At 60.8% G+C, this 19,930-nt stretch carries 19 protein-coding genes; 8 read left to right on the plus strand and 11 right to left on the minus strand.

Annotated features, from left to right (window positions below):
- Positions 1-18: 18 nt before the first annotated feature.
- Positions 19-678, plus strand: a complete 660-nt coding sequence (locus tag CAF79_RS03420) for an NAD(P)-dependent oxidoreductase (protein WP_085696580.1) — start codon at positions 19-21, stop codon at positions 676-678.
- 4 nt (positions 679-682) lie between these two features.
- Here CAF79_RS03420 and CAF79_RS03425 read toward each other — a convergent pair whose 3' ends face one another.
- Complete coding sequence (locus CAF79_RS03425; RefSeq protein WP_085696582.1) at positions 683-1,633, minus strand: LysR family transcriptional regulator; 951 nt, start codon at positions 1,631-1,633, stop codon at positions 683-685.
- Between the two features lie 114 nt (positions 1,634-1,747).
- Between CAF79_RS03425 and betC the strand changes: the two genes are divergently transcribed.
- From betC to CAF79_RS03440, 3 genes are all read left to right on the plus strand, one after another.
- Positions 1,748-3,262, plus strand: coding sequence for a choline-sulfatase (betC, locus tag CAF79_RS03430; protein WP_085696584.1), 1,515 nt, complete (start codon positions 1,748-1,750; stop codon positions 3,260-3,262).
- A 16-nt stretch (positions 3,263-3,278) separates the two neighbouring features.
- The gene (gene choX / locus CAF79_RS03435; RefSeq protein ID WP_085696585.1) at positions 3,279-4,196 is read left to right on the plus strand and encodes a choline ABC transporter substrate-binding protein; all 918 of its coding nucleotides are present in this window, start codon (positions 3,279-3,281) and stop codon (positions 4,194-4,196) included.
- Between the two features lie 101 nt (positions 4,197-4,297).
- Entirely contained in the window at positions 4,298-5,866 is a 1,569-nt protein-coding gene (locus CAF79_RS03440) for a SulP family inorganic anion transporter (protein WP_085696587.1), read from the plus strand.
- A gap of 7 nt (positions 5,867-5,873) precedes the next feature.
- On the opposite strand, the gene aroE is transcribed toward CAF79_RS03440, so the two are convergent.
- A complete protein-coding gene (aroE, locus tag CAF79_RS03445; RefSeq protein WP_085696589.1) occupies positions 5,874-6,695 on the minus strand; it encodes a shikimate dehydrogenase in 822 nt (273 codons plus the stop codon).
- A 9-nt stretch (positions 6,696-6,704) separates the two neighbouring features.
- Entirely contained in the window at positions 6,705-7,619 is a 915-nt protein-coding gene (gene hemF, locus CAF79_RS03450; protein WP_085696940.1) for an oxygen-dependent coproporphyrinogen oxidase, read from the minus strand.
- A 147-nt stretch (positions 7,620-7,766) separates the two neighbouring features.
- Here hemF and CAF79_RS03455 point away from each other — a divergent pair, with 147 nt between their 5' ends.
- Positions 7,767-8,744, plus strand: coding sequence for an NADPH:quinone reductase (locus CAF79_RS03455; RefSeq protein WP_085696591.1), 978 nt, complete (start codon positions 7,767-7,769; stop codon positions 8,742-8,744).
- 23 nt (positions 8,745-8,767) lie between these two features.
- Here CAF79_RS03455 and CAF79_RS03460 read toward each other — a convergent pair whose 3' ends face one another.
- From CAF79_RS03460 to CAF79_RS03495, 8 genes are all read right to left on the minus strand, one after another.
- Positions 8,768-10,057: a phenylacetate--CoA ligase family protein gene (locus CAF79_RS03460; RefSeq protein ID WP_085696593.1), complete on the minus strand. Its 1,290-nt coding sequence runs from the start codon at positions 10,055-10,057 to the stop codon at positions 8,768-8,770.
- Positions 10,047-11,315 (minus strand): aminotransferase class I/II-fold pyridoxal phosphate-dependent enzyme, encoded by a 1,269-nt coding sequence (locus CAF79_RS03465; protein WP_085696594.1) that lies wholly within the window; start codon positions 11,313-11,315, stop codon positions 10,047-10,049. Before CAF79_RS03465 ends, CAF79_RS03460 begins: the two co-directional genes overlap by 11 nt.
- Positions 11,312-12,406, minus strand: coding sequence for a DUF3419 family protein (locus CAF79_RS03470; RefSeq protein WP_085696596.1), 1,095 nt, complete (start codon positions 12,404-12,406; stop codon positions 11,312-11,314). The genes CAF79_RS03465 and CAF79_RS03470 overlap by 4 nt, the downstream gene beginning before the upstream one ends.
- 42 nt (positions 12,407-12,448) lie before the next feature.
- The gene (locus tag CAF79_RS03475) at positions 12,449-13,183 is read right to left on the minus strand and encodes an iron-containing redox enzyme family protein (RefSeq protein WP_085696597.1); all 735 of its coding nucleotides are present in this window, start codon (positions 13,181-13,183) and stop codon (positions 12,449-12,451) included.
- The gene (locus tag CAF79_RS03480; RefSeq protein ID WP_085696599.1) at positions 13,161-13,832 is read right to left on the minus strand and encodes a hypothetical protein; all 672 of its coding nucleotides are present in this window, start codon (positions 13,830-13,832) and stop codon (positions 13,161-13,163) included. Before CAF79_RS03480 ends, CAF79_RS03475 begins: the two co-directional genes overlap by 23 nt.
- 271 nt (positions 13,833-14,103) lie before the next feature.
- On the minus strand, positions 14,104-14,661 hold the full coding sequence (locus tag CAF79_RS03485; protein WP_085696600.1) for an L-threonylcarbamoyladenylate synthase: 558 nt from the start codon (positions 14,659-14,661) through the stop codon (positions 14,104-14,106).
- 54 nt (positions 14,662-14,715) lie between these two features.
- Entirely contained in the window at positions 14,716-15,816 is a 1,101-nt protein-coding gene (dprA, locus tag CAF79_RS03490; protein ID WP_085696602.1) for a DNA-processing protein DprA, read from the minus strand.
- A 79-nt stretch (positions 15,817-15,895) separates the two neighbouring features.
- A complete protein-coding gene (locus CAF79_RS03495) occupies positions 15,896-16,921 on the minus strand; it encodes a LysM peptidoglycan-binding domain-containing protein (RefSeq protein ID WP_085696603.1) in 1,026 nt (341 codons plus the stop codon).
- A gap of 169 nt (positions 16,922-17,090) precedes the next feature.
- Between CAF79_RS03495 and def the strand changes: the two genes are divergently transcribed.
- The 3 genes from def to rsmB are packed head-to-tail and all read left to right on the plus strand — an operon-like array spanning position 17,091 to position 19,920.
- Complete coding sequence (gene def, locus CAF79_RS03500) at positions 17,091-17,597, plus strand: peptide deformylase (protein WP_085696605.1); 507 nt, start codon at positions 17,091-17,093, stop codon at positions 17,595-17,597.
- Between the two features lie 56 nt (positions 17,598-17,653).
- Positions 17,654-18,613 carry a methionyl-tRNA formyltransferase gene (gene fmt / locus CAF79_RS03505; RefSeq protein WP_085696607.1) on the plus strand — a complete coding sequence of 320 codons (960 nt, stop codon included), beginning with the start codon at positions 17,654-17,656 and terminating at the stop codon, positions 18,611-18,613.
- Positions 18,610-19,920: a 16S rRNA (cytosine(967)-C(5))-methyltransferase RsmB gene (rsmB, locus tag CAF79_RS03510; protein WP_085696608.1), complete on the plus strand. Its 1,311-nt coding sequence runs from the start codon at positions 18,610-18,612 to the stop codon at positions 19,918-19,920. The genes fmt and rsmB overlap by 4 nt, the downstream gene beginning before the upstream one ends.
- Positions 19,921-19,930 lie beyond the last annotated feature (10 nt).

Here is a 19,930-nt window from a genome sequence, read left to right on the forward strand (position 1 = left end):
ACACAAGGGATCTCAGCCATGAAAAATGCCGAAACCCCGGTGGTAAAAGTGGTGCTCTATGGTGCCATGAGTAGCCTGGGCAGCGCGTTGATGGCTGAACTGCTGCGCCGCCAGCACGAAGTCATCGCGATCCTCGACGATCTGACGGCGCTCGCGCCACGGCCGGGGCTGCGCACCAAAAGCGGCGACCTGCTGGACGCCGAACGGGTCCATCAGAGCGTGGCCGGCAGCTCGGTGGTGATCTGCCTGCTCAATGCACCGGGCCTGCCGTTGAGCAGCGATCATGTCGAGAAATCCGTGGTGCTGGGACCGGTGGAACAGGTCCTGGCGGTGGATGCGTTGATCGACGGGTTGCAGGCGGCGAACGTCTCGCGGCTGTTTGTCATCGGCGAATTCGAAGCACTGGACGATCCGGAAAACGCCGAGCCGTTGCAACGCCACGCCGCCAAGGAAATACGCGAAGCCCTGCAAAGCAGCCCGCTGCACTGGACGCTGGTCAATGCACCGCGCAGTGTGGCCGGGCTGACAATCGAGCATTTCAGTCAGGTCGGCCGCACGCTTGAACCGGGTCTCGCCGAGCCGTTGGAGCGCCTGAACCGGGTGGCGGTGGGGATTTCCGATGAGCTGCGGTTGAATCTACATCTGCGTCAGCACGTGGATTTTGTTGCGGCTTCCTGATCCGTTACACAGCAATCGAGGGCAACGGCAGTCCAGCCAGGGACTCGGCGCTGCTGGCCTGTTCGGCCATCAGCCAATCCACGAACGTCTGGATCAATGCTCCCCGGCGTTTGCGCTGCGGCAACACCACGTAATAACCGAGGCGCGACAGAGTGGTCTCGGCGATCGGCCGGCACAACAGCCCTTGGATTAATAAGTTATCCACAAGGTGCCGCCAGCCGATCGCCACGCCCTGACCGCCAATCGCCGCTTGGATCAGCAAGGTGTAATTGTCGAAGCGCAGCTGGCCCGGGGCCGGCGGTGTAATGATGTTCAGCGCGCGGAACAGGCCACTCCAGTTGAACCAGTTGCTGCTGTTTTCTCCACGCAGGTGCAGCAGCGGAAACTCCATCAATGCTTGGGCCGGCAAGGGCAGGGCGCGATCCCTGAGCAACTGCGGGCTGCACACGGGAAACACTTCTTCGCTGAACAGCCAGTGACTTTCGCCCTGCTTGAAGCGACCGTCGCCGAACAGCACGGCAACGTCGATATCCGGGCGCAGCATATTGTGATTGCGCTCGCTGGTAACCAGGCTCACGTCCACCTGTGGATAAGCCTCATGGAAACGGTGCAGACGTGGCATCAGCCAATACGCGGCGAAGGCGAAATCGGTGGCGACCTGCAGCACTTCATGTTGCTGCTGCGTGCTGATTGCACTCAATCCTGCGTCGATATTCTGCAAACCGAGGGTAACCTGCTCGAACAGGATCGAGCCGACCTCGGTCAGTTCGATGCCTCGGTAGATGCGATCGAACAGCCGCGTTCCGAGCTGTTCCTCCAGGCGTTTGATTTGCTGACTGATAGCCGGTTGGGTGGTCCCGAGTTCCACCGCCGCAGCGGTAAAACTGCGATGACGGGCCGCCACCTCGAAGGCGCGCAGCAGATCCAGCGACAAATCACCGAGGGCTTCATACATAAGCTGTGCTTATCCTAGTCATTGTCCGGCGCGGGCTTTACCGGATATTGCGTGGAATCCATGCTCAATCGCAGCAATGTCGCATAAATATTCACTATGGAATGCCGCGATCACATGAAGCGCAAGAACATTCTTTTCATCATGGCCGATCAAATGGCCGCGCCAATGTTGCCGTTCTACGGCCAGTCGCCCATCAAACTGCCGAATCTCAGCCGCCTCGCCGAACAAGGCGTGGTGTTCGATGCCGCGTACTGCAACAGCCCGCTGTGCGCGCCGTCGCGTTTCACCCTGGTCAGTGGCCAGTTGCCGAGCAAGATCGGCGCCTACGACAACGCCGCCGATTTCCCCGCCGATATCCCCACCTACGCCCATTACCTGCGCCGCCTCGGTTACCGCACCGCGCTGTCGGGCAAGATGCACTTCTGCGGCCCCGATCAACTGCACGGTTACGAAGAGCGCCTGACCAGCGATATCTACCCCGCCGACTACGGCTGGGCGGTGAACTGGGACGAGCCCGACGTGCGGCCGAGCTGGTATCACAACATGTCGTCGGTGCTGCAGGCCGGGCCGTGCGTGCGCACCAATCAGCTCGACTTCGACGAAGAGGTGGTGTTCAAGGCGCAGCAATACCTGTTCGATCACATCCGCGAGGACGGCGACCAGCCGTTCTGCCTGACCGTGTCGATGACTCACCCCCACGACCCGTACACGATTCCCAAGGCGTTCTGGGATTTGTACGACGATGCGGATATCCCGCTTCCGACGACGCCGGATCAGCATTCTCTTGATCCGCACTCCCGGCGCCTGCTCAAAGTCTACGACCTGTGGGACAAGCCGCTGCCTGTGGATAAAATCCGCGACGCACGCCGTGCATACTTCGGTGCTTGCAGCTATATCGACGCCAACGTCGGCAAACTCCTGCAAACCCTTGAAGATTGTGGGCTGATGGACGACACCGTCATCGTGTTCTCCGGTGACCACGGCGACATGCTGGGAGAGAAAGGCCTCTGGTACAAAATGCACTGGTTCGAAATGGCCGCGCGCGTGCCCCTGTTGATCAGTGCACCCGGACAGTTCAAATCCGGCCGTATCAGCGCCGCGGTGTCCACCGCCGATCTGCTGCCGACTTTCGTAGAACTGGCGGGCGGCAGCCTGGAACCGAACCTGCCGCTGGACGGCCGTTCGCTGGTGCCGCACCTGCAAGGGCGGGGCGGTCACGACGAAGTGTTTGGCGAATACATGGCCGAGGGTACCGTCAGTCCACTGATGATGATTCGTCGTGGCGCTTTCAAATTTATCTACAGCGAAACCGACCCTTGCCTACTCTTCGATGTGGATAACGATCCACGCGAACAGGAAGAACTCAGCCAATCACCGCAACATCGCCAGCTGTTCGACGATTTTCTTGCCGAAGCGCGGGCCAAGTGGGACATCCCGGCGATTCACCGCGATGTACTTGCAAGCCAGCGGCGTCGGCGTTTCGTTGCCGAGGCACTGACGATCGGCAAGCTGAAGAGCTGGGATCACCAGCCGCTGGTAGACGCCAGTCAGCAGTACATGCGCAACCACATCGACCTCGATGACCTGGAGCGCAAGGCCCGTTATCCACAACCCTGCCAAAACCAATAACGTTAAGGGGAAGTCCATGGTCAAGTTATCCACAGTCGTGACGGTCAGTCTGCTGGCACTGGGCAGCGCATCCGCGTTCGCCGAGAGCTGCGACACGGTGAAAATGGCCGATCCCGGCTGGAGCGACATCGCTGCGACCAACGCCATCACCGGGTTTCTGCTGGATGGCATGGGCTACAAGGCCAAGGTCGACACCCTCGCGGTGCCGATCACCTTCGGTGGTTTGAAGGACGGTCAGGTCGACGTGTTCCTCGGCAACTGGATGCCGGCGCAGCAGGGTTTCTACGACAAGTTCGTCGCCACCGGCGACGTCACGCAACTGGCGAAGAACCTCGACGGCACCGAATTCACCCTGGCCGTGCCGGATTATGTGTGGGATGCGGGTGTGCATAACTTTGCCGACCTGAACAAATTCGCCGACAAGTTCGAGCGCAAGATCTACGGCATCGGCTCCGGCGCGCCGGCGAACATCTCGCTGCAAGAGATCATCAAGAAGAACGACTTCGACATGGGTCAGTGGAAGCTGATCGAGTCCAGCGAGCAGGCGATGCTGGCCGAAGTCTCGCGGGCGGTGAAGAAACAGAAATTCGTCACCTTCCTGGGCTGGACCCCGCATCCGATGAACGTGCAGCTGAAAATGCATTACCTCAAGGGCGGCGAGAAATACTTCGGCGACACGGGGAGCGTCTACACCCTGACCCGCAAGGGCTACGCCGAGGCGTGCCCGAATGTGGGTAAATTGCTGACCAATCTTTCGTTCACTCAGGAGATGGAGAACAGCATCATGGCTGAAGTGGTGAACAAGAAGGTCAGCAATGCCGATGCGGCGAAGGCCTGGATCAAGGCAAATCCGGGGGTGTTGGATAAGTGGCTTGATGGTGTGAAAACCGTGGACGGCAAAGATGCGTTGCCAGCCGTAAAAGCCAAATTGTAACTACGCGGCCGACCGTTCCCACGCTCTGCGTGGGAACGCCGCAATGGACGCTCGGCGTCCCGGACTGCGTACAATGCGCAAAATTTCACCCGAGAGGATCCATGGCCCTCCCCAGCCGTCGCGCACTTTTCCCCTTCCTGACCTGGCTGCCCCGACAGACCCGCGCCAGCGTCGGGCGGGACCTGGTCGTCGGCCTCTCCGGAGCGATTCTCGCGCTGCCCCAGTCGATTGCCTACGCCCTGATCGCCGGTCTCCCACCGGAATACGGGCTCTACGCCGCCATCGTTCCGGTATTGATCGCTTGTCTGTGGGGCTCGTCATGGCACCTGATCTGCGGGCCGACGGCAGCCATTTCGATTGTGCTGTTTGCCAGCGTCAGCCCACTGGCCGTGCCCGCGTCACAGGACTACATCACCCTGATCCTGCTGCTGACTTTCCTTGCCGGGATTTTCCAGTGGCTGCTCGGCCTGTTGCGCTTCGGTGCGCTGGTGAATTTCGTCTCGCACTCCGTGGTGCTGGGTTTCACCCTCGGCGCGGCGGTGGTGATTGCCATCGGTCAATTGCCGAACCTGCTGGGGCTGGATCTGCCGGCCAGGGCCACGGCGCTGGACAGCCTGATGGATCTGCTGCGCCATCTGGGGGCTGTGGATAAACCGTCGCTGCTCCTCGGTGTCGCCACAGTGGTGGTCGGTGCGTTGCTCAAACAATGGCTACCGCGCTGGCCGACGTTGTTGATGACCCTGGTGCTCGGCAGTCTGGTGGTGTGGCTGTTGCCGGCGATGTTCGGCCATGTTCAATTGGTCAGTGCGTTTGCCGGGCGCCTGCCGCCGTTCAGCGGATTGCCGCTGGATATGGACCTGATCCTGCGCCTGCTGCCCAGTGCCGTGGCGGTGGGCATGCTCGGGCTGGTCACCAGCCTGTCGATTGCCCGTTCGATATCCGCGCGCTCGCAACAGTTGCTCGATGCCAATCAGGAAGTCCGCGCGCAGGGCCTTTCGAACATTATCGGTGCGTTTTTTTCCGGCTCGTTGTCCGCCGGCTCGTTCACCCGTTCCGGGCTGAGTTATGAGGCCGGGGCCTGTTCGCCATTGGCCGGAGTGTTTTCGGCGTTGTGGGTGGCGTTGTTCGCGATTTTCGGTGCCGGGCTGATCGCGCACATTCCGATCCCGGCCATGGCCGGCAGCATTCTGCTGATCGCCTGGGGACTGGTGGATCATCGTGGCATTCGTGCGTTGTTGCGGGTCAGTCGAGCCGAGTTCGTGGTGATGAGCCTGACCTGCATCGCCACGTTGCTGCTGGAACTGCAGACGGCGATCTATGCCGGTGTGCTGGCCTCGCTGTTTTTCTACCTCAAGCGCACCTCCCAACCCCGGGTGCAGCATTGGCGCGATGGCGAAGACGATGTGCTGCGGGTCGGCGGTTCGATCTTTTTCGGCGCCAGCCACTACCTGCAAGTGCGCTTGCAACGAATGCACGGCGCACGGGTGGTGATCGAGGCGCAGCAGATCAACTTCATCGACTATTCAGGCGTGGAAATGCTCCATCAGGAAGCCCGGCGCCTGCTGCGCCAGGATCGCAGCCTGACCTTGCGTCAGGCGCGCCCCCAGGTGGTGGAGGAATTACGCAAGCTCGAAGGGCCGGAGAAGTGCCCGATCCGCTTCGAGGACTGAGGGCGCCTTACAGCGCCAACTGCCGACGCAATTGCGCCAGAACCGGCGCCGTGTCGGGACGCACGCCACGCCACAGGAAAAAGGCTTCGGCAGCCTGTTCGGCCAGCATGCCCAACCCGTCCATCACCACGCCCGCGCCATGCTCGCTGGCCCAACGGCAGAACGCGGTCGGTTCCTTGCCGTACATCATGTCGTAGCACAGCGTTTTGCCGGGTTCGATCAGGCTTGGGGCAATCGGCGGCACATCGCCGGTGAGGCTGGCGGAGGTGGCGTTGATGATCACGTCCACTGGTTCACGCAACCAGTCGTAACCACTGGCCGACACCGGCCCCAGATCACAAAACAGTTCAGCCAGCAGCTCGGCCTTGTCCACTGTGCGGTTGGCGATGATCACCGAGGCCGGTTTTTCTGCCAGCAACGGCTCCAGCGCACCGCGCACCGCGCCACCGGCGCCGAGCAGCAGAATGCGTTTGCCGGTAAGGCTGAACCCGGCGTTGACCGTCAAATCCCGCACCAGCCCGGCGCCGTCGGTGTTATCGCCGAGCAGGCTGCCATCGGCCAGTTTGCTCAAAGTGTTCACCGCACCCGCGCGTTCGGCGCGGGCGGTCAGGCTGTTGGCCAGGCGATAGGCATCTTCCTTGAACGGCACGGTCACGTTGGCGCCGCGACCTTCCTGGAAAAACGCCGTGGCGCAGCCGGAAAAATCGTCGAGCGGCGCCAGCAGCGTGCTGTAGTCGAGGCTCTGCCCGGTCTGTTCGGCGAACAGTTTGTGAATCATCGGCGACTTGCTGTGGCCGATCGGGTTACCGAAAACGACATAACGATCCATCAGAAGTCCTCAGGCCTGAGCCAGCCAGTCGCGGTCTTGCAGGAAGTACTCGGTCAGGCGCGCTTCTTCGCTGCCCGGCTCGGCTTTCCAGTCGTAGGCCCAGCGCACTTGCGGCGGCAGCGACATCAGGATCGATTCGGTGCGCCCGCCCGATTGCAGGCCGAACAGGGTGCCACGGTCGTAAACCAGGTTGAACTCGACGTAGCGGCCGCGACGGAATTCCTGGAACTCGCGCTGCCTGGCAGTGAAGGCGTCGTTCTTGCGGCGCTGCACGATCGGCAGGTAAGCGTCGATGTACGCATCGCCGATGGCGCGCATGAAGGCGAAACTGGTGTCGAAGTCCCACTCGTTCAGGTCGTCGAAAAACAGGCCGCCGATGCCACGCGGCTCGTGGCGATGCTTGATGTGGAAATAGGTGTCGCACCAGGCCTTGTATCGCGGGTAGACGTCCGGACCGAACGGCGCGCAGGCCTGTTCGGCGACGCGGTGCCAGTGGATGCAGTCTTCTTCGTTGCCGTAGTAAGGGGTCAGGTCGAAGCCACCGCCGAACCACCAGACCGGTTCTTCACCTTCCTTCTCGGCGATGAAAAAGCGCACGTTGGCGTGGGACGTCGGCACATGCGGGTTGTGCGGGTGGATCACCAGCGACACGCCGAGGGCTTCGAAACCACGCCCGGCCAGTTCCGGACGATGGGCGCTGGCAGACGGTGGCAGGCCGCTGCCGAATACGTGGGAAAAGTTGACGCCGCCCTTTTCGATCACCGTACCGTTCTCGATCACTCGGGTTCGACCGCCACCGCCGGCCGGACGGGTCCAGGCGTCTTCGACGAAGCGCGTGCCGCCGTCTTCAGTTTCCAGCGCGGCGCAGATGCGGTCTTGCAGGTCGAGCAGATAGGCCTTTACGGCGTCGGTGCGGGTCGTCATGGCTTCACCTTGGATCGGGCGGAACTGCGCGGCACCCCGCGCAAATGGGCGCGTAGCATACCATCGCAAACCGGCACGCCGCAGTTGACGAAGATCAAGCATGAGCGTTCGATAAGGGCCTTCCCGAATCACCCAAGGAGTAGGCAGATGGCCAAGCGAATCCAGTTCCGCGCCCACGGCGGCCCCGAAGTGCTCGAGTACGTTGACTATCAACCCGCCGAACCCGGTCCGCAGCAGGTTCGCGTGAGCAACAAGGCCATCGGCCTGAACTTCATCGACACCTACTACCGCAGCGGTCTGTATGCGCCACCGGCCTTGCCGTCGGGCGTAGGTGCGGAAGGCGCCGGCATCGTCGAGGCGGTGGGCAGCGAGGTCACCCGGTTCAAGGTCGGTGATCGTGTGGCTTATGGCAGCGGCCCGCTGGGCGCGTACAGCGACGTCCACGTCCTGCCGGAAGCGAATCTGGTGCACCTGCCGGACTCCATCAGCTTCGAAACCGCCGCCGGCGTGATGCTCAAGGGCCTGACCGTGCAGTACCTGCTGCGCCAGACCTATGAACTCAAGGGTGGCGAAACCATTTTGTTCCACGCAGCGGCCGGCGGCGTCGGCTTGCTCGCCTGCCAATGGGCCAAGGCCCTGGGCGTGAAGCTGATCGGCACCGTCAGCTCGCAAGCCAAAGCCGATCTGGCCAAGGCCCATGGCGCCTGGGAAACCATCGACTACAGCCACGAAAACGTTGCCCAACGGGTGCTGGAATTGACCGACGGGAAAAAAGTCCCGGTCGTCTACGACGGCGTCGGCAAGGACACCTGGCTGGCCTCGCTGGACAGCGTGGCGCCCCGTGGCCTGCTGGTGAGCTTCGGCAATGCGTCGGGCGCGGTGGACGGCGTGAATCTGGGGATTCTGGCGGCGAAAGGCTCGTTGTACGTCACCCGGCCGACCCTGGCGACCTACGCCAACAACGCCGAGAACCTGCAGCGCATGGCCGACGAGCTGTTCGGGATGATCGCCAGCGGCAAGCTGAAAGTGGATATCAGCCAGCGTTATCCGCTGGCTGACGCGGCGAAAGCGCAAACCGAGCTGTCCGCGCGTCGCACCACGGGCTCCACTATCCTGCTGCCCTGACCGCCGATGGCCTCTGCATATCGTCATGACAGTGCCGGGGTCTGTTCCAGCGTCATAAAAAACGGCGTCTTGCCGGCCAGGGTGGTTTCGAATTCCTGACGGGCAAGACGCTTCACCTCCAGCCCCAACACCCCGGGCAGCCTGAGCAATCCGCTGGCCTGCCCTTCGACCTGCAACGCACCTTCAATGACGCTTCGGGTGTCGGCTGTCAGTGTGTCCTCAGCGAGGACCAGACGCATGCGTGCGCCCTCGGGCTGTCGTTCAATCTGCACCTGGACATCGGTGGCCTGCAACTGCGGTAAAAGTTGCCGGAGTACGTGCAATACCTGTGACTGAGTGACGAGCGCGCCACCCAGTTTGATCGAAGTCTCGACCCGCCCCTCCAGCGCCAGCACCGGCAGGGAGCTGCCACAGGCACACGTCGTCCCTGTGCGCAGGATTCGCCCACGATCCCCGATCCGGTAGCGCAACAGCGGCACGTGATCGGGCAGCAGTGGCGTCAGCAGAAACTCACCGGTTTGCTCTTCAGCCATAGCGTTCAGGGTCAGAGGATCAACCACTTCGAGCAGCATGGCGTCGGCATGCAGATGATAAAAGCCGTGCTCCAGATGGGCACACTGAAAACCGATGGGGCCGGTCTCCGTCGAGCTGTAGCCCAACGAGCGAATATTGAGCATCGGCCAGTCCCGGGCCAACTGGTCGCGCAGCGTTTTACTGCAGGGTTCTCCGATGTAATAAAGCCACTTCAGGGTGCCCAACCGGGCTGCGTCATGATTGAACAACGCGGCGGCGAAGGAGGGAGTGCATATCAACGCATCGGCCTTGTGTGCCTCAATCAGCTCGGCGATGCGTTCCACGCCCATTTGTGAACCGGCAGGCAACAAGCGTGCGCCAATGTGCTGGACGATGGCTGACGCGTACTGAAAGGCTCCCTGCATTTCTCCGGCAGTCAGGCAGTTGATGACCACCTCAGGGCGTTCGTCCATCGCACCGAACATCCGTGCCCCCAAGTGCACGATTGCAGCGTTGAACGCCCAGGAATGGGTGATCTGTTTGCGACTGCCGGTACTGCCTCCCGAGGTCAGGGTCAGTCCACCGCCCGGTGCTCGATGAGAAGCGTCACCGAGCGCGGAAAACAGGGCCCCGCCGAACTCGTCTTCCACCGCCAGAACCGGCAACCGATGCTGATCGGCCAATCCCTGCACTTCCAGGATTCGCGGGTACAACGCAAGGAACCAAGGCAGCGAACTCGCGTGAGCCAATTTGCGAGCGAAGGCCTCGGCCGATATATCCGTTATCGATTCATTGCTCATTGCCGCGCCTTCCCTGACGAATGCCCAGCTCATCGAATCCGCTACGGACGGCGTTCGCCAGACATTCCAGCTGGCGCTGACTGTGGCTCGCGCTGATGGCCAGACGCAAAATTGCCTCGCCTTTCGCCACCACCGGAAACAGCGCGGTAGTGACCGCCATGCCCTGCCGACGCAAATGCTGCGCCAGGCTGATCGCATCTCTCTCGGCCCCGACGCGGACGAATCGAATGGGGGACGCGACGTGATGATTACCCAACACTGGCCCCAGCAAACGGTCGATCGTGGCGATATTTTTCCACAACGCCACCTGCAATTGCCCCAACTCCGGCGACAAATGAATTTTCCCCGAGGCAACTGCCGCGCCCACTCCGCCAACAGACAGTGGCCCGCCAAACGTATAGGTCGACGCATGGCGCCGAATTATTTCGGCATCGGCTTCGGTGCGCACAGTGATTGCCCCGCCGGTTGCACCGAACGCCTTGGACAGCGATGACAGGAGTATCAACCGGCCACGATATCGGTCACCCGCCGCGTCCAGCGCGTAACCACCTCCGGCGAAACCATGGATCGAGGTACCGTGGGCGTCATCCGCATAGAGATAACCGTCGAAACGCTCCGCCAGTTGCAGCAGGCGACTGACCGGGTACACACCGCGCATCGAGCCGATGCTGTCCGTCAGAATGATGGGCGTATTACCCGCTGCGACGGCCGTTGAACACGCTTCCTCCACCTGTTCTATATCGCTGCAGTCACGGCGCTGGATCGGCCCGAACTGCCAGAGAATGCCTTGCAGCACTTGCATCGAAGCGTGAGCGGCACGGTCAACAATCCAGCAAGGGCCTCGACGCATGGGATACGAGGGCATCTCGCCGGAGCCGAGCAGCGGCAAACAGCCAAGATGCGCACTGCCCACCGAGTTGAAGGTGACTGTATGTCCCTGAAATATCCGGTTCAGCAGTTCATCCAGTTCACGCATGGGCGGCAACAGCGCTCGGGTTCGTGCGGCGGCGAACTGCACGCCGAAGGACTCCGAGGCGCTCACCGCCCCTTGAATCAAGCGGGGGTCACACTCCAGTCCCAGATAAGAGCAGGAAAGAAACTCGGTCAGCCGTTCGCCACTCTCGAGTTCGATCTCTTTGCCTTCACGTTTGGCCAATTTCAGACCATTGAGTCCGGCATCGAACAATTGCTGCTGATCGTCACGCGCTTGCCGGACACGGTTTTTGACCCAATTGACGGTCGGTTGAAAAGTGTTCATCGGGATACCTGCAAAGAGGGAGTACGGCGATAGACCTGGACTCGCCAGAGCTGGGTTTTTTCTCGCGCAATGTCTGCCTGGTACTGCTGGGTGATATCGCAGAAACCTGCGCAATCGGGTCGCACCACATGCAAATGCCCCCGCATGACCACCTGTGCGTTTTCCGACAGGGACGGTGCCAGGCGCTGTAAAACGTTCTTGCCGGCCGCTGCGGACATGAAGGAAGGCACGTCCGACAGCGATACGAAATCGATGGCTGTTTCCCCGGCGGCACAGTCGAGGATGTCGGCCTGCACCACGCGTAACTCGCACTGCTGAAGTCCCTCGCGGGCCCGCTGGAAAATTGCCGGATCGCACTCCAGCGGAAAGCCTTGTGGATAACGCAGCTCACCGAAAAACAGCATTTGCAGGAAAAAGCTCTCGCGAACCACCTGAGTGGTGAACAACGTATGAAAAATTTCCAGATACGCCGCGCGGGAACTGATCCCCAGGTTGTTGGGTGGAAAGGCGCCCTTGTACAGCAGCGAATTGAGCACTGCTGCGTTTCCCAGCAAAGCGATCACGGCTTTCCAGCGCTTGAGCGGAAAGCGGTTTCGGTAATATTCCGTCTGTTCGTCAAGCCGGCTTGAATGAAAAATGCCTCGGCCAGCCTTGCCGGTAAACAGTCCGGTGATCCTCGCCAACCGCTTCAAGGTTTGCTCGAATGCACCCATGTAAATCGGCGCTTCCCAGTGCCGGGACTGGAACAGCGCGAACAACCAGCGACGATCCGCCGGCGGTAAAACCAGTTGCTGGAAAATGGATTGGCGTTGCGACCTCAGACTTTCCATTCGATAGCCCATGAACGCCATGAACGACTCGTGATCGGTCTGTTCCAGCAGGGCAAAACGCAATCGGCTGAACGCCAGTTGCGGCGCACTGATGTCGGTACAGGTCATGCGTGACGGAGCGGCGGCCAGCAACGGCAACAGCCGGCCGCCGCATCCGGCAATACCCAGCACGTGCCCGGCATGTCTGGGCAGGATCGCGTACTCGAGTGCAGTGTCTTCATCCCCTAGCGTGTAGTTGAGCCGGTCGAAATAATCAGCCATGTCTGCCTCCAGCCGTCTGATTGGAACAAGGGCGGCCAGACTTCATTGGTTGTCCACGGCGTGAAGGAAGTCATAGCGAGGCGCCAGCCCGTTTTGCCAGGCCTCGAACTGCTCATAAACCGCCTCGAGCATGTTGCCGGTCAGACGCAGGCTGGTTTCCATGACAGTGCTGATCGCATCCCAGTCTTCCTGTCGCTTGCAGGTGCGTTGCAGCATGAGTTTGATTTCATTGAAGTGCTCGACATCAATGTCGGAATGCGCAATGAAGAACGTCAGCTGAGCGGGCTTCAGTTCCAGAACTTCACTCAGGCTGTTAATCAACGGAGTAATGAACTGGTAAGCGTTCTCTGCCCAATAACTATAACCAAGCCGTTGTAGCGGATTACCGGTAAAGGAAATCCAGTATAAGTAGGCGATCAATACATCCGTAGCTGGAAGTGCAGGCGGAATATCGAACACCTCATTCTTCAAACCAAGACTCATGACATCATGCAGCGCCATTTTTTCATGGCCGACTTCTTGTGCCGCATGTTCAAAGCAAAACTTGGCATACACCGGATTATCCGCATGTCGGACTCCGACCAATCCCTGATTTCGTGCATTGTGTGCCGTGTAGTGAAAAGTCTGGATCATGTAGATCGCGTACAAGGCTTTTGAAACACTGCCTTCACGTATGGCTTTTATCAGTCGCGAACTTTCCAGAATATCGGCCCATGTCTTTTCGATTCGCTCATCGAGCAGGCTTAGTTGTTGTTCAAAACTGAGAGGCGAGTTCATCAACCGGGTTCTCCAATGGGTTGGCGAGCAGGTGGGCAGACTGTTGAAGTGCTGTGAGGATTTGCGGCCATTGAGCCGAGAGCAGCCAGTAATCGCCGCGCTGGCGCTGTTCGATGCGCAGGGCGTCGGTGGTAATGGGCGTCAGGCCGAAACGCTGGAACAATCGCCGTTGCGGTGATCGGCAGAGCGCGGTGACCCCTTCATAACCCCGCTTGATCGCCCATTCCGTGGCAGCCGCCAGCAGGCCGTTGATCGACACGGGGAACTGCGTTTGCGAGTGGCTGATCAAGCGGCTGAACTCGACATGGCGCGACAGCGTCGTGGCAGGGGATAGTTGCTGCTGCGTCAGTGAAGCCCATTCGAACGGCCCGGGGGTCACGCGCAATACCGCCGTGGGCCTGTCGTGCTGATACAACAAAAAGTGGGTACTGCGCGAGATAATCGCCAGACGTGTTTCAAGTAATCTGGCTTTGGGTGTCAGCATGTAGTGTTGCAATCGCAACCTAAAATGACGGGAAACAAACCGTTCAAACTCTCGTGTATCCGATCCTGCTTCAAGAATAACGATGCGATAATTTTCATGACGCCTTTTAAAGGTCGTCTGAATCTCCTGAAAATAATCCGTTAATTGCGAATCCCTGATATCCATTTCTTCTCCGCAGCCGTTAACTTTTCGAAGTTTTCTGAGCGCATTGAAATAATGAATGGTTTTAGAAAAATCGCCACTGTGTGGCTTCTGAGAATAACGTCGGAAAAATTACAACAATTGAATACTTACGGATTCATCTGACGTAGAAGGGAAAAAATCGAACAAAAAACCGGACTATAACTACAGCTACATGAGGGAAAAATCGCGGGCAAGCGTAGTACCCCTCGCCATGAAAGCCGAGGAGTACTCACGAAATTAATCAGGGGTGATATCAGCCCGGACGCACGATATTGCCAGTGGCCAGATCCCGAATCAGGCTCGGGTTCTTGCGACCGCCCAGCGCTCCGCCGAGCACCAGATCGACCTGACCACGGAAATACTGCTCGACCCGCAAGCGACTTTTCGCTGCCGGCCGCCCCTGCGGATTCGCCGACGTCGAAATCAACGGCCCCACCAGCGAGCACAGATCCCGCACCTGCGGATGATCGCTGACTCGCAATGCCACGGTGTCATGCACTCCGGTCACCCATTCCGGCAGCAGGTTCTGATGCGGCACCAGCCAGGTGTTCGGGCCCGGCCAGGTGCTGGCCATGCGATCGATCCAGTCCTGGGGGAAATCCTCGAACAGAAAATCGAACTGACGAATGTTGTCGGCGACCAGGATCAAGCCCTTGTCCACCGAACGGTTCTTGATCGCCAACAGACGATCCACCGCTTCTTCATTCCAAGGATCGCACCCCAGCCCCCAGACGGCTTCGGTTGGATAGGCAATCACCGCCCCGGCGCGAATCTCTCGTGCGGCTTGTTGCACCCGCCAACTGTTGACCATGAAAAACTCTCCGCAAACAGGTTTCGCGCAGTTTACCGATCTTCAATGTAAAACCTAGCTTACGCGCGCAAACCAGCGGCCGTTTTCGCACACCGCGCGGCCATCCATCTCCAGTTCGGTCAGCGCCGCCAGCACTTTCGGAAGCGCCCAGCCAATGCTGTCAGCCAGGCCCTCGCTGGTGTGCGGGGCGGCGTGCAACAGACGCAGCAACGGGTTCTGCGGATTCGCTGCGGCGGTGGATACCGGCAGATGTTGCCAGCCGCGCAAGGCTTCGAGAATGTGCTCGATGGTTTCCACCAGCACCGCCCCGTCACGGATCAGTTGATGACAGCCCCGGGCGCCGGGGTGGTGGATCGAACCCGGAATGGCGTACACCTCGCGCCCCTGTTCCGCAGCCAGCCGCGCGGTGATTAAAGAGCCGCTGGCGACACTGGCCTCGACCACCAGCACGCCGAGGGACAAACCGCTGATGATCCGGTTGCGTCTGGGGAAGTTGCTCGGCGTTGGCCCGACGTCCAGAGGAAATTCCGAAAGCACTGCACTGCCGGACGCAATCATCGCGTCCGCCAACCGACGGTTGCGCTGTGGATAAAAGTTTTCCAGACCCGTACCAAGCACACCGACCGTTTGCCCGCCGACGTCGACGGCGGCTTGATGCGCGGCCGCATCAATGCCCAGCGCCAAGCCACTGGTGATGACAAAACCGGCGCCGGCCAGGCTGCGGGAAAATGCAGCGGCAGTGTCCATGCCCGGACGGGAAGCGCGGCGACTGCCGACCATCGCCAGTTGCGGTTTTTCCAGAATCCGGGGGTCGCCAGCGACGAACAGCAAGGGTGGCGGGTCGGGAATCTGCGCCAGCAAGGCTGGGTAATCCGGGTGATCCCACATCAGCAAATGTTGATCCGGACGCTCTAGCCAGCGCAATGCATGACTGGCACCGTCGCGAACGTCAGGGCAGCGTCGGGCCTCGGCGCAAGCCATCGGCAAACCCAACGAGCGCCAGGCGCTGGCGGGCGCACTGATCGCCTTCGAGGCCGAGCCGAAAGCTTCGAGCAGTTTGGTAAAACGCTTGGGACCGATTTCCGGCAAGCGGTGCAGGCGCAGGCGCGCTTCCAGTTCCGCCGGGGAAACCGGCGACGAATCAGGCATCATCATGGATCATCCTTGATCGTTATAAGGCCCGAACCTTTCGGAACAAGCTGTGGATAACTCTGTTGGTAACTTGTGAAGCCAGCTAAGGATTTCGCACCTTGTCCAGCACCGCCAGCGAGCGCGATGCGTTCAGCACGAGGCCGTAACTGAGTTTGTCGTAGGTGCGGAACACCATCAGCAATCCGGCGCGTTCATCGGGGATTTTCAGCGGCTGGCCGGTGATGCGGTCACGTACGGTTTCCCCGGTTTTCATCACCACCAGGACGTTGCCCTCCGCCAGGCCGTCGCGTTTGCCTTTGTTCAGGGTCACCACGTCCATCGCGCCGATCTGCGTGACGCCACGCGGCACATCGATGATCAGGCCGTTGATGTCGGCGGCGGGCGCGCTGGGCATGAAGGTCGAGTTGATCGAACGCTCTTCGCCGCTGAACAAACGGTCGCCGAGGCGTACTTCCTGGGTCGTGCGTTGCAGAGCGAGGGTGGCGACATCGCCTTCAGTGGCAACGATTTCACCGCCGCCGATGTCGTCGGCGTTGATCCCCAGAAACTCCTTGCTCTGCGGATCGGTATAGACCTTGCCCTGGCGGAAGATGCCGTAGACCGACTGGCTCGGGTCGAAATGGCCACGGGCGAAGATCCGGTCGCCAGTGCCGCTGAGCACCCGTTCGGCATCGCCGGCGACGATGTACGGCGCCTTGTCGAAGTCCTCGACCTTGTCGACGATGCGGTTGCTCAGCAGAAAGCTGTTGATCGATTTGAGCGGAATGCTCGGAATCGCCTCCGCGACCGGACTGGTGCGGATGCGCGGCGACAACTTGATGGTGCCGCGCGACTCGCCGCGATTGACGGTCAGACGCGGCTGGCCGTTGACGTAGCTGAGCGTCAGCGTGTCGCCGGGATAGATTAGATTGGGGTTTTCGATCTGCGGATTGGCCTGCCACAGTTGCGGCCACTGCCAGGGTTCGCGCAAATATTTACCGGAGATGTCCCAGAGCGTATCCCCCGAAACCACCGTGTATTGCTGTGGAAAACCTTCCTTGAGTTGCACTTGCCCGTGCGCGGCGCCGGCCGAGGCCAGAAACAGCAGGGCGAGTAGTGATTTCCTCATGCGGTGAATCCCTTTATTATGTGCGTTCGCGTGAAACGCCAGAGCCCCCGTGGCTCGCTCCCTGCTCTATGCTGAAAAGCAAGGAGCTACGTTTCACAACGGTAGCCTGCATCTTCGGACCCGCCAGGCCATCGCCCGACTTTACCTCACACGTGCAGCAATCAAGCTTATGGCCATTTTGAACATCCTCGAATTTCCGGACCCGCGTCTGCGCACTATCGCCAAACCTGTGGCTGTAGTGGACGACGAAGTGCGTCAGCTGGTCGATGACATGTTTGAAACAATGTATGAAGCGCCGGGCATCGGCCTTGCCGCGACCCAGGTCAACGTGCACAAACGTATCGTCGTGATGGACCTTTCCGAAGACCGCACCGAACCCCGGGTGTTCATCAACCCCGAGTTCGAATCGCTGACCGACGAAATGGAGCAATACCAGGAAGGCTGCCTCTCGGTGCCGGGTTTCTACGAAAACGTCGACCGCCCGCAGAAGGTCAGGATCAAGGCTCTGGACCGTGACGGCAAGCCTTACGAACTGATCGCCGAAGGTCTGCTCGCGGTGTGCATCCAGCACGAATGCGACCACCTCAACGGCAAGTTGTTCGTCGATTACCTGTCCACGCTCAAACGCGACCGGATCAAGAAGAAACTGGAAAAGCAGCACCGCCAGAACGCTTGATGCCCCTCTCCAAAGGCTTGCTGCGGCAAGCCTTTTTCTTTTTATGAGACTTCCCCATGACTGAGCCACTGCGCATCGTTTTTGCCGGCACCCCGGAATTCGCCGCCGAACACCTCAAGGCCCTGCTGGACAGCCCTTACGAGATCGTTGCGGTCTACACCCAACCGGATCGCCCGGCCGGTCGTGGGCAAAAACTGATGCCGAGCCCGGTCAAACAGCTCGCCCTGGAAAACAATATCCAGGTGTTGCAGCCGCCGACCCTGCGCAACGCCGACGCTCAGGCCGAGCTCGCGGCGCTGAAACCGGATTTGATGGTGGTGGTCGCCTACGGCCTGATCCTGCCGCAAGCGGTGCTGGATATTCCGCGTCTGGGTTGCATCAACAGTCACGCCTCGTTGCTTCCGCGCTGGCGCGGTGCTGCGCCGATCCAGCGTGCCGTCGAAGCAGGCGACGCTGAAAGCGGCGTGACCGTGATGCGCATGGAAGCCGGCCTCGATACCGGGCCGATGCTGCTCAAGGTCGTCACCCCGATCAGCGCAGACGACACTGGCGGCAGCCTCCACGATCGCCTCGCCGAAATGGGCCCGCCCGCCGTGGTGCAGGCGATTGCCGGTCTGGCCGCTGGCACACTCGAAGGCGAAGTGCAGAACGATGAGCTTGCCACCTACGCGCACAAGCTGAACAAGGACGAAGCACGCATCGACTGGAGCCGTCCGGCCGTTGAGTTGGAACGTCTGGTCCGTGCCTTTAATCCATGGCCGATCACCCACAGCACGCTCAACGGCGAAGCACTTAAAGTGCTGGCGGCGACACTGGCCGAAGGCAAAGGCGCACCGGGCACCATCCTCGGCGCCAGCAAGGACGGTCTGCTCGTCGCCTGTGGCGAACAGGCGCTGTGCCTGACCCGCCTGCAATTGCCCGGCGGCAAGGCGCTGAACTTCAGCGATCTGTTCAACAGCCGTCGTGAGAAATTCGCCACCGGCACCGTTCTGGGCGCAACGGTGGACGCGCCATGAACCCGCGTCTGGCCGCCGCCAAGGCACTCGCCGCCGTCCTGAGCGGCAAGGCTTCGCTCAACAGCTCTCTGCCGACGCAACTGGACAAGGTCGAAGATCGCGATCGCGGTTTCACCCAGGACCTGGCGTTCGGCACCGCCCGCTGGCAGCCACGTTTGTCGGCGCTGGCGGAAAAACTGCTGCAGAAACCGTTCAAGACTGCGGACGCCGATGTCGAGGCGCTGCTGCTGGTCGGTCTCTATCAACTGCTTTACACCCGCGTCCCGCCGCACGCCGCCATCGGCGAAACCGTCGGTTGCGCCCACAAGCTGAAAAAGCCGTGGGCCAAAGGTCTGCTCAACGCCGTGCTGCGCAATGCCCAGCGCGAACATGAGGCGATCTTCGCCGAACTGGAACGCGATCCGGTGGTTCGCACCGCCCATCCGCGCTGGCTGCAAAAATCCCTGAAGGCCTTCTGGCCTGAACAATGGGAAGCCATTTGCGAGGCGAACAACGCGCATCCGCCGATGATCCTGCGGGTCAACCGCCGTCATCACAGCCGTGACACGTACCTCGGATTGCTGACTGAAGCAGGTATCGCCGCGCAGCCGTGCACCTTCAGCCGCGACGGCATCGTTCTCGACGCCGCCGCTGATGTACGCAGCCTGCCGGGCTTCGCCGAAGGCTGGATCAGCGTGCAGGACGAAGCCGCGCAACTGGCTGCCGATCTGCTCGACCTCGCGCCAGGCCAGCGAGTACTGGACGCCTGCTGCGCGCCGGGCGGCAAGACGTGCCACATCCTCGAAGCCGAACCGGCACTGACCGGCGTGGTGGCAGTGGACCTGGAAGCCAAACGGCTGGTGCGAGTGAAGGAAAACCTCGAGCGCCTCGGTCTGAACGCCGAACTGATCGCCGCCGACGGTCGCGACACGGCAGCGTGGTGGGACGGGAAACCGTTCCAGCGCATCCTGCTCGACGCGCCGTGCTCGGCCACCGGCGTGATCCGCCGCCATCCGGACATCAAGTTGACCCGTCAGGCCGACGACATCGCCGCCCTCGCACAACTGCAAGGCGAGTTGCTCGACGCGATGTGGAAAACCCTCGATGTGGGCGGCATCCTGCTCTACGCCACCTGCTCGACCTTGCCGACCGAGAACACCGAGGTGATCGGCGCTTTCCTTGAGCGTACGCCGGGCGCACGGGAGCTGGATCTGGCCACCGCCGCCGGGATCAAGCAGCCCCATGGTCGCCAATTGCTGGCCCAGCAGGGCGGGCATGACGGGTTCTACTACGCCAAGCTGATCAAGATCGCTGCCGCGCGCGGCTAAACGGATTCAA

The organism is Pseudomonas sp. B26(2017) (genome assembly GCF_002113045.1).
Classification (GTDB): Bacteria; Pseudomonadota; Gammaproteobacteria; order Pseudomonadales; family Pseudomonadaceae; genus Aquipseudomonas.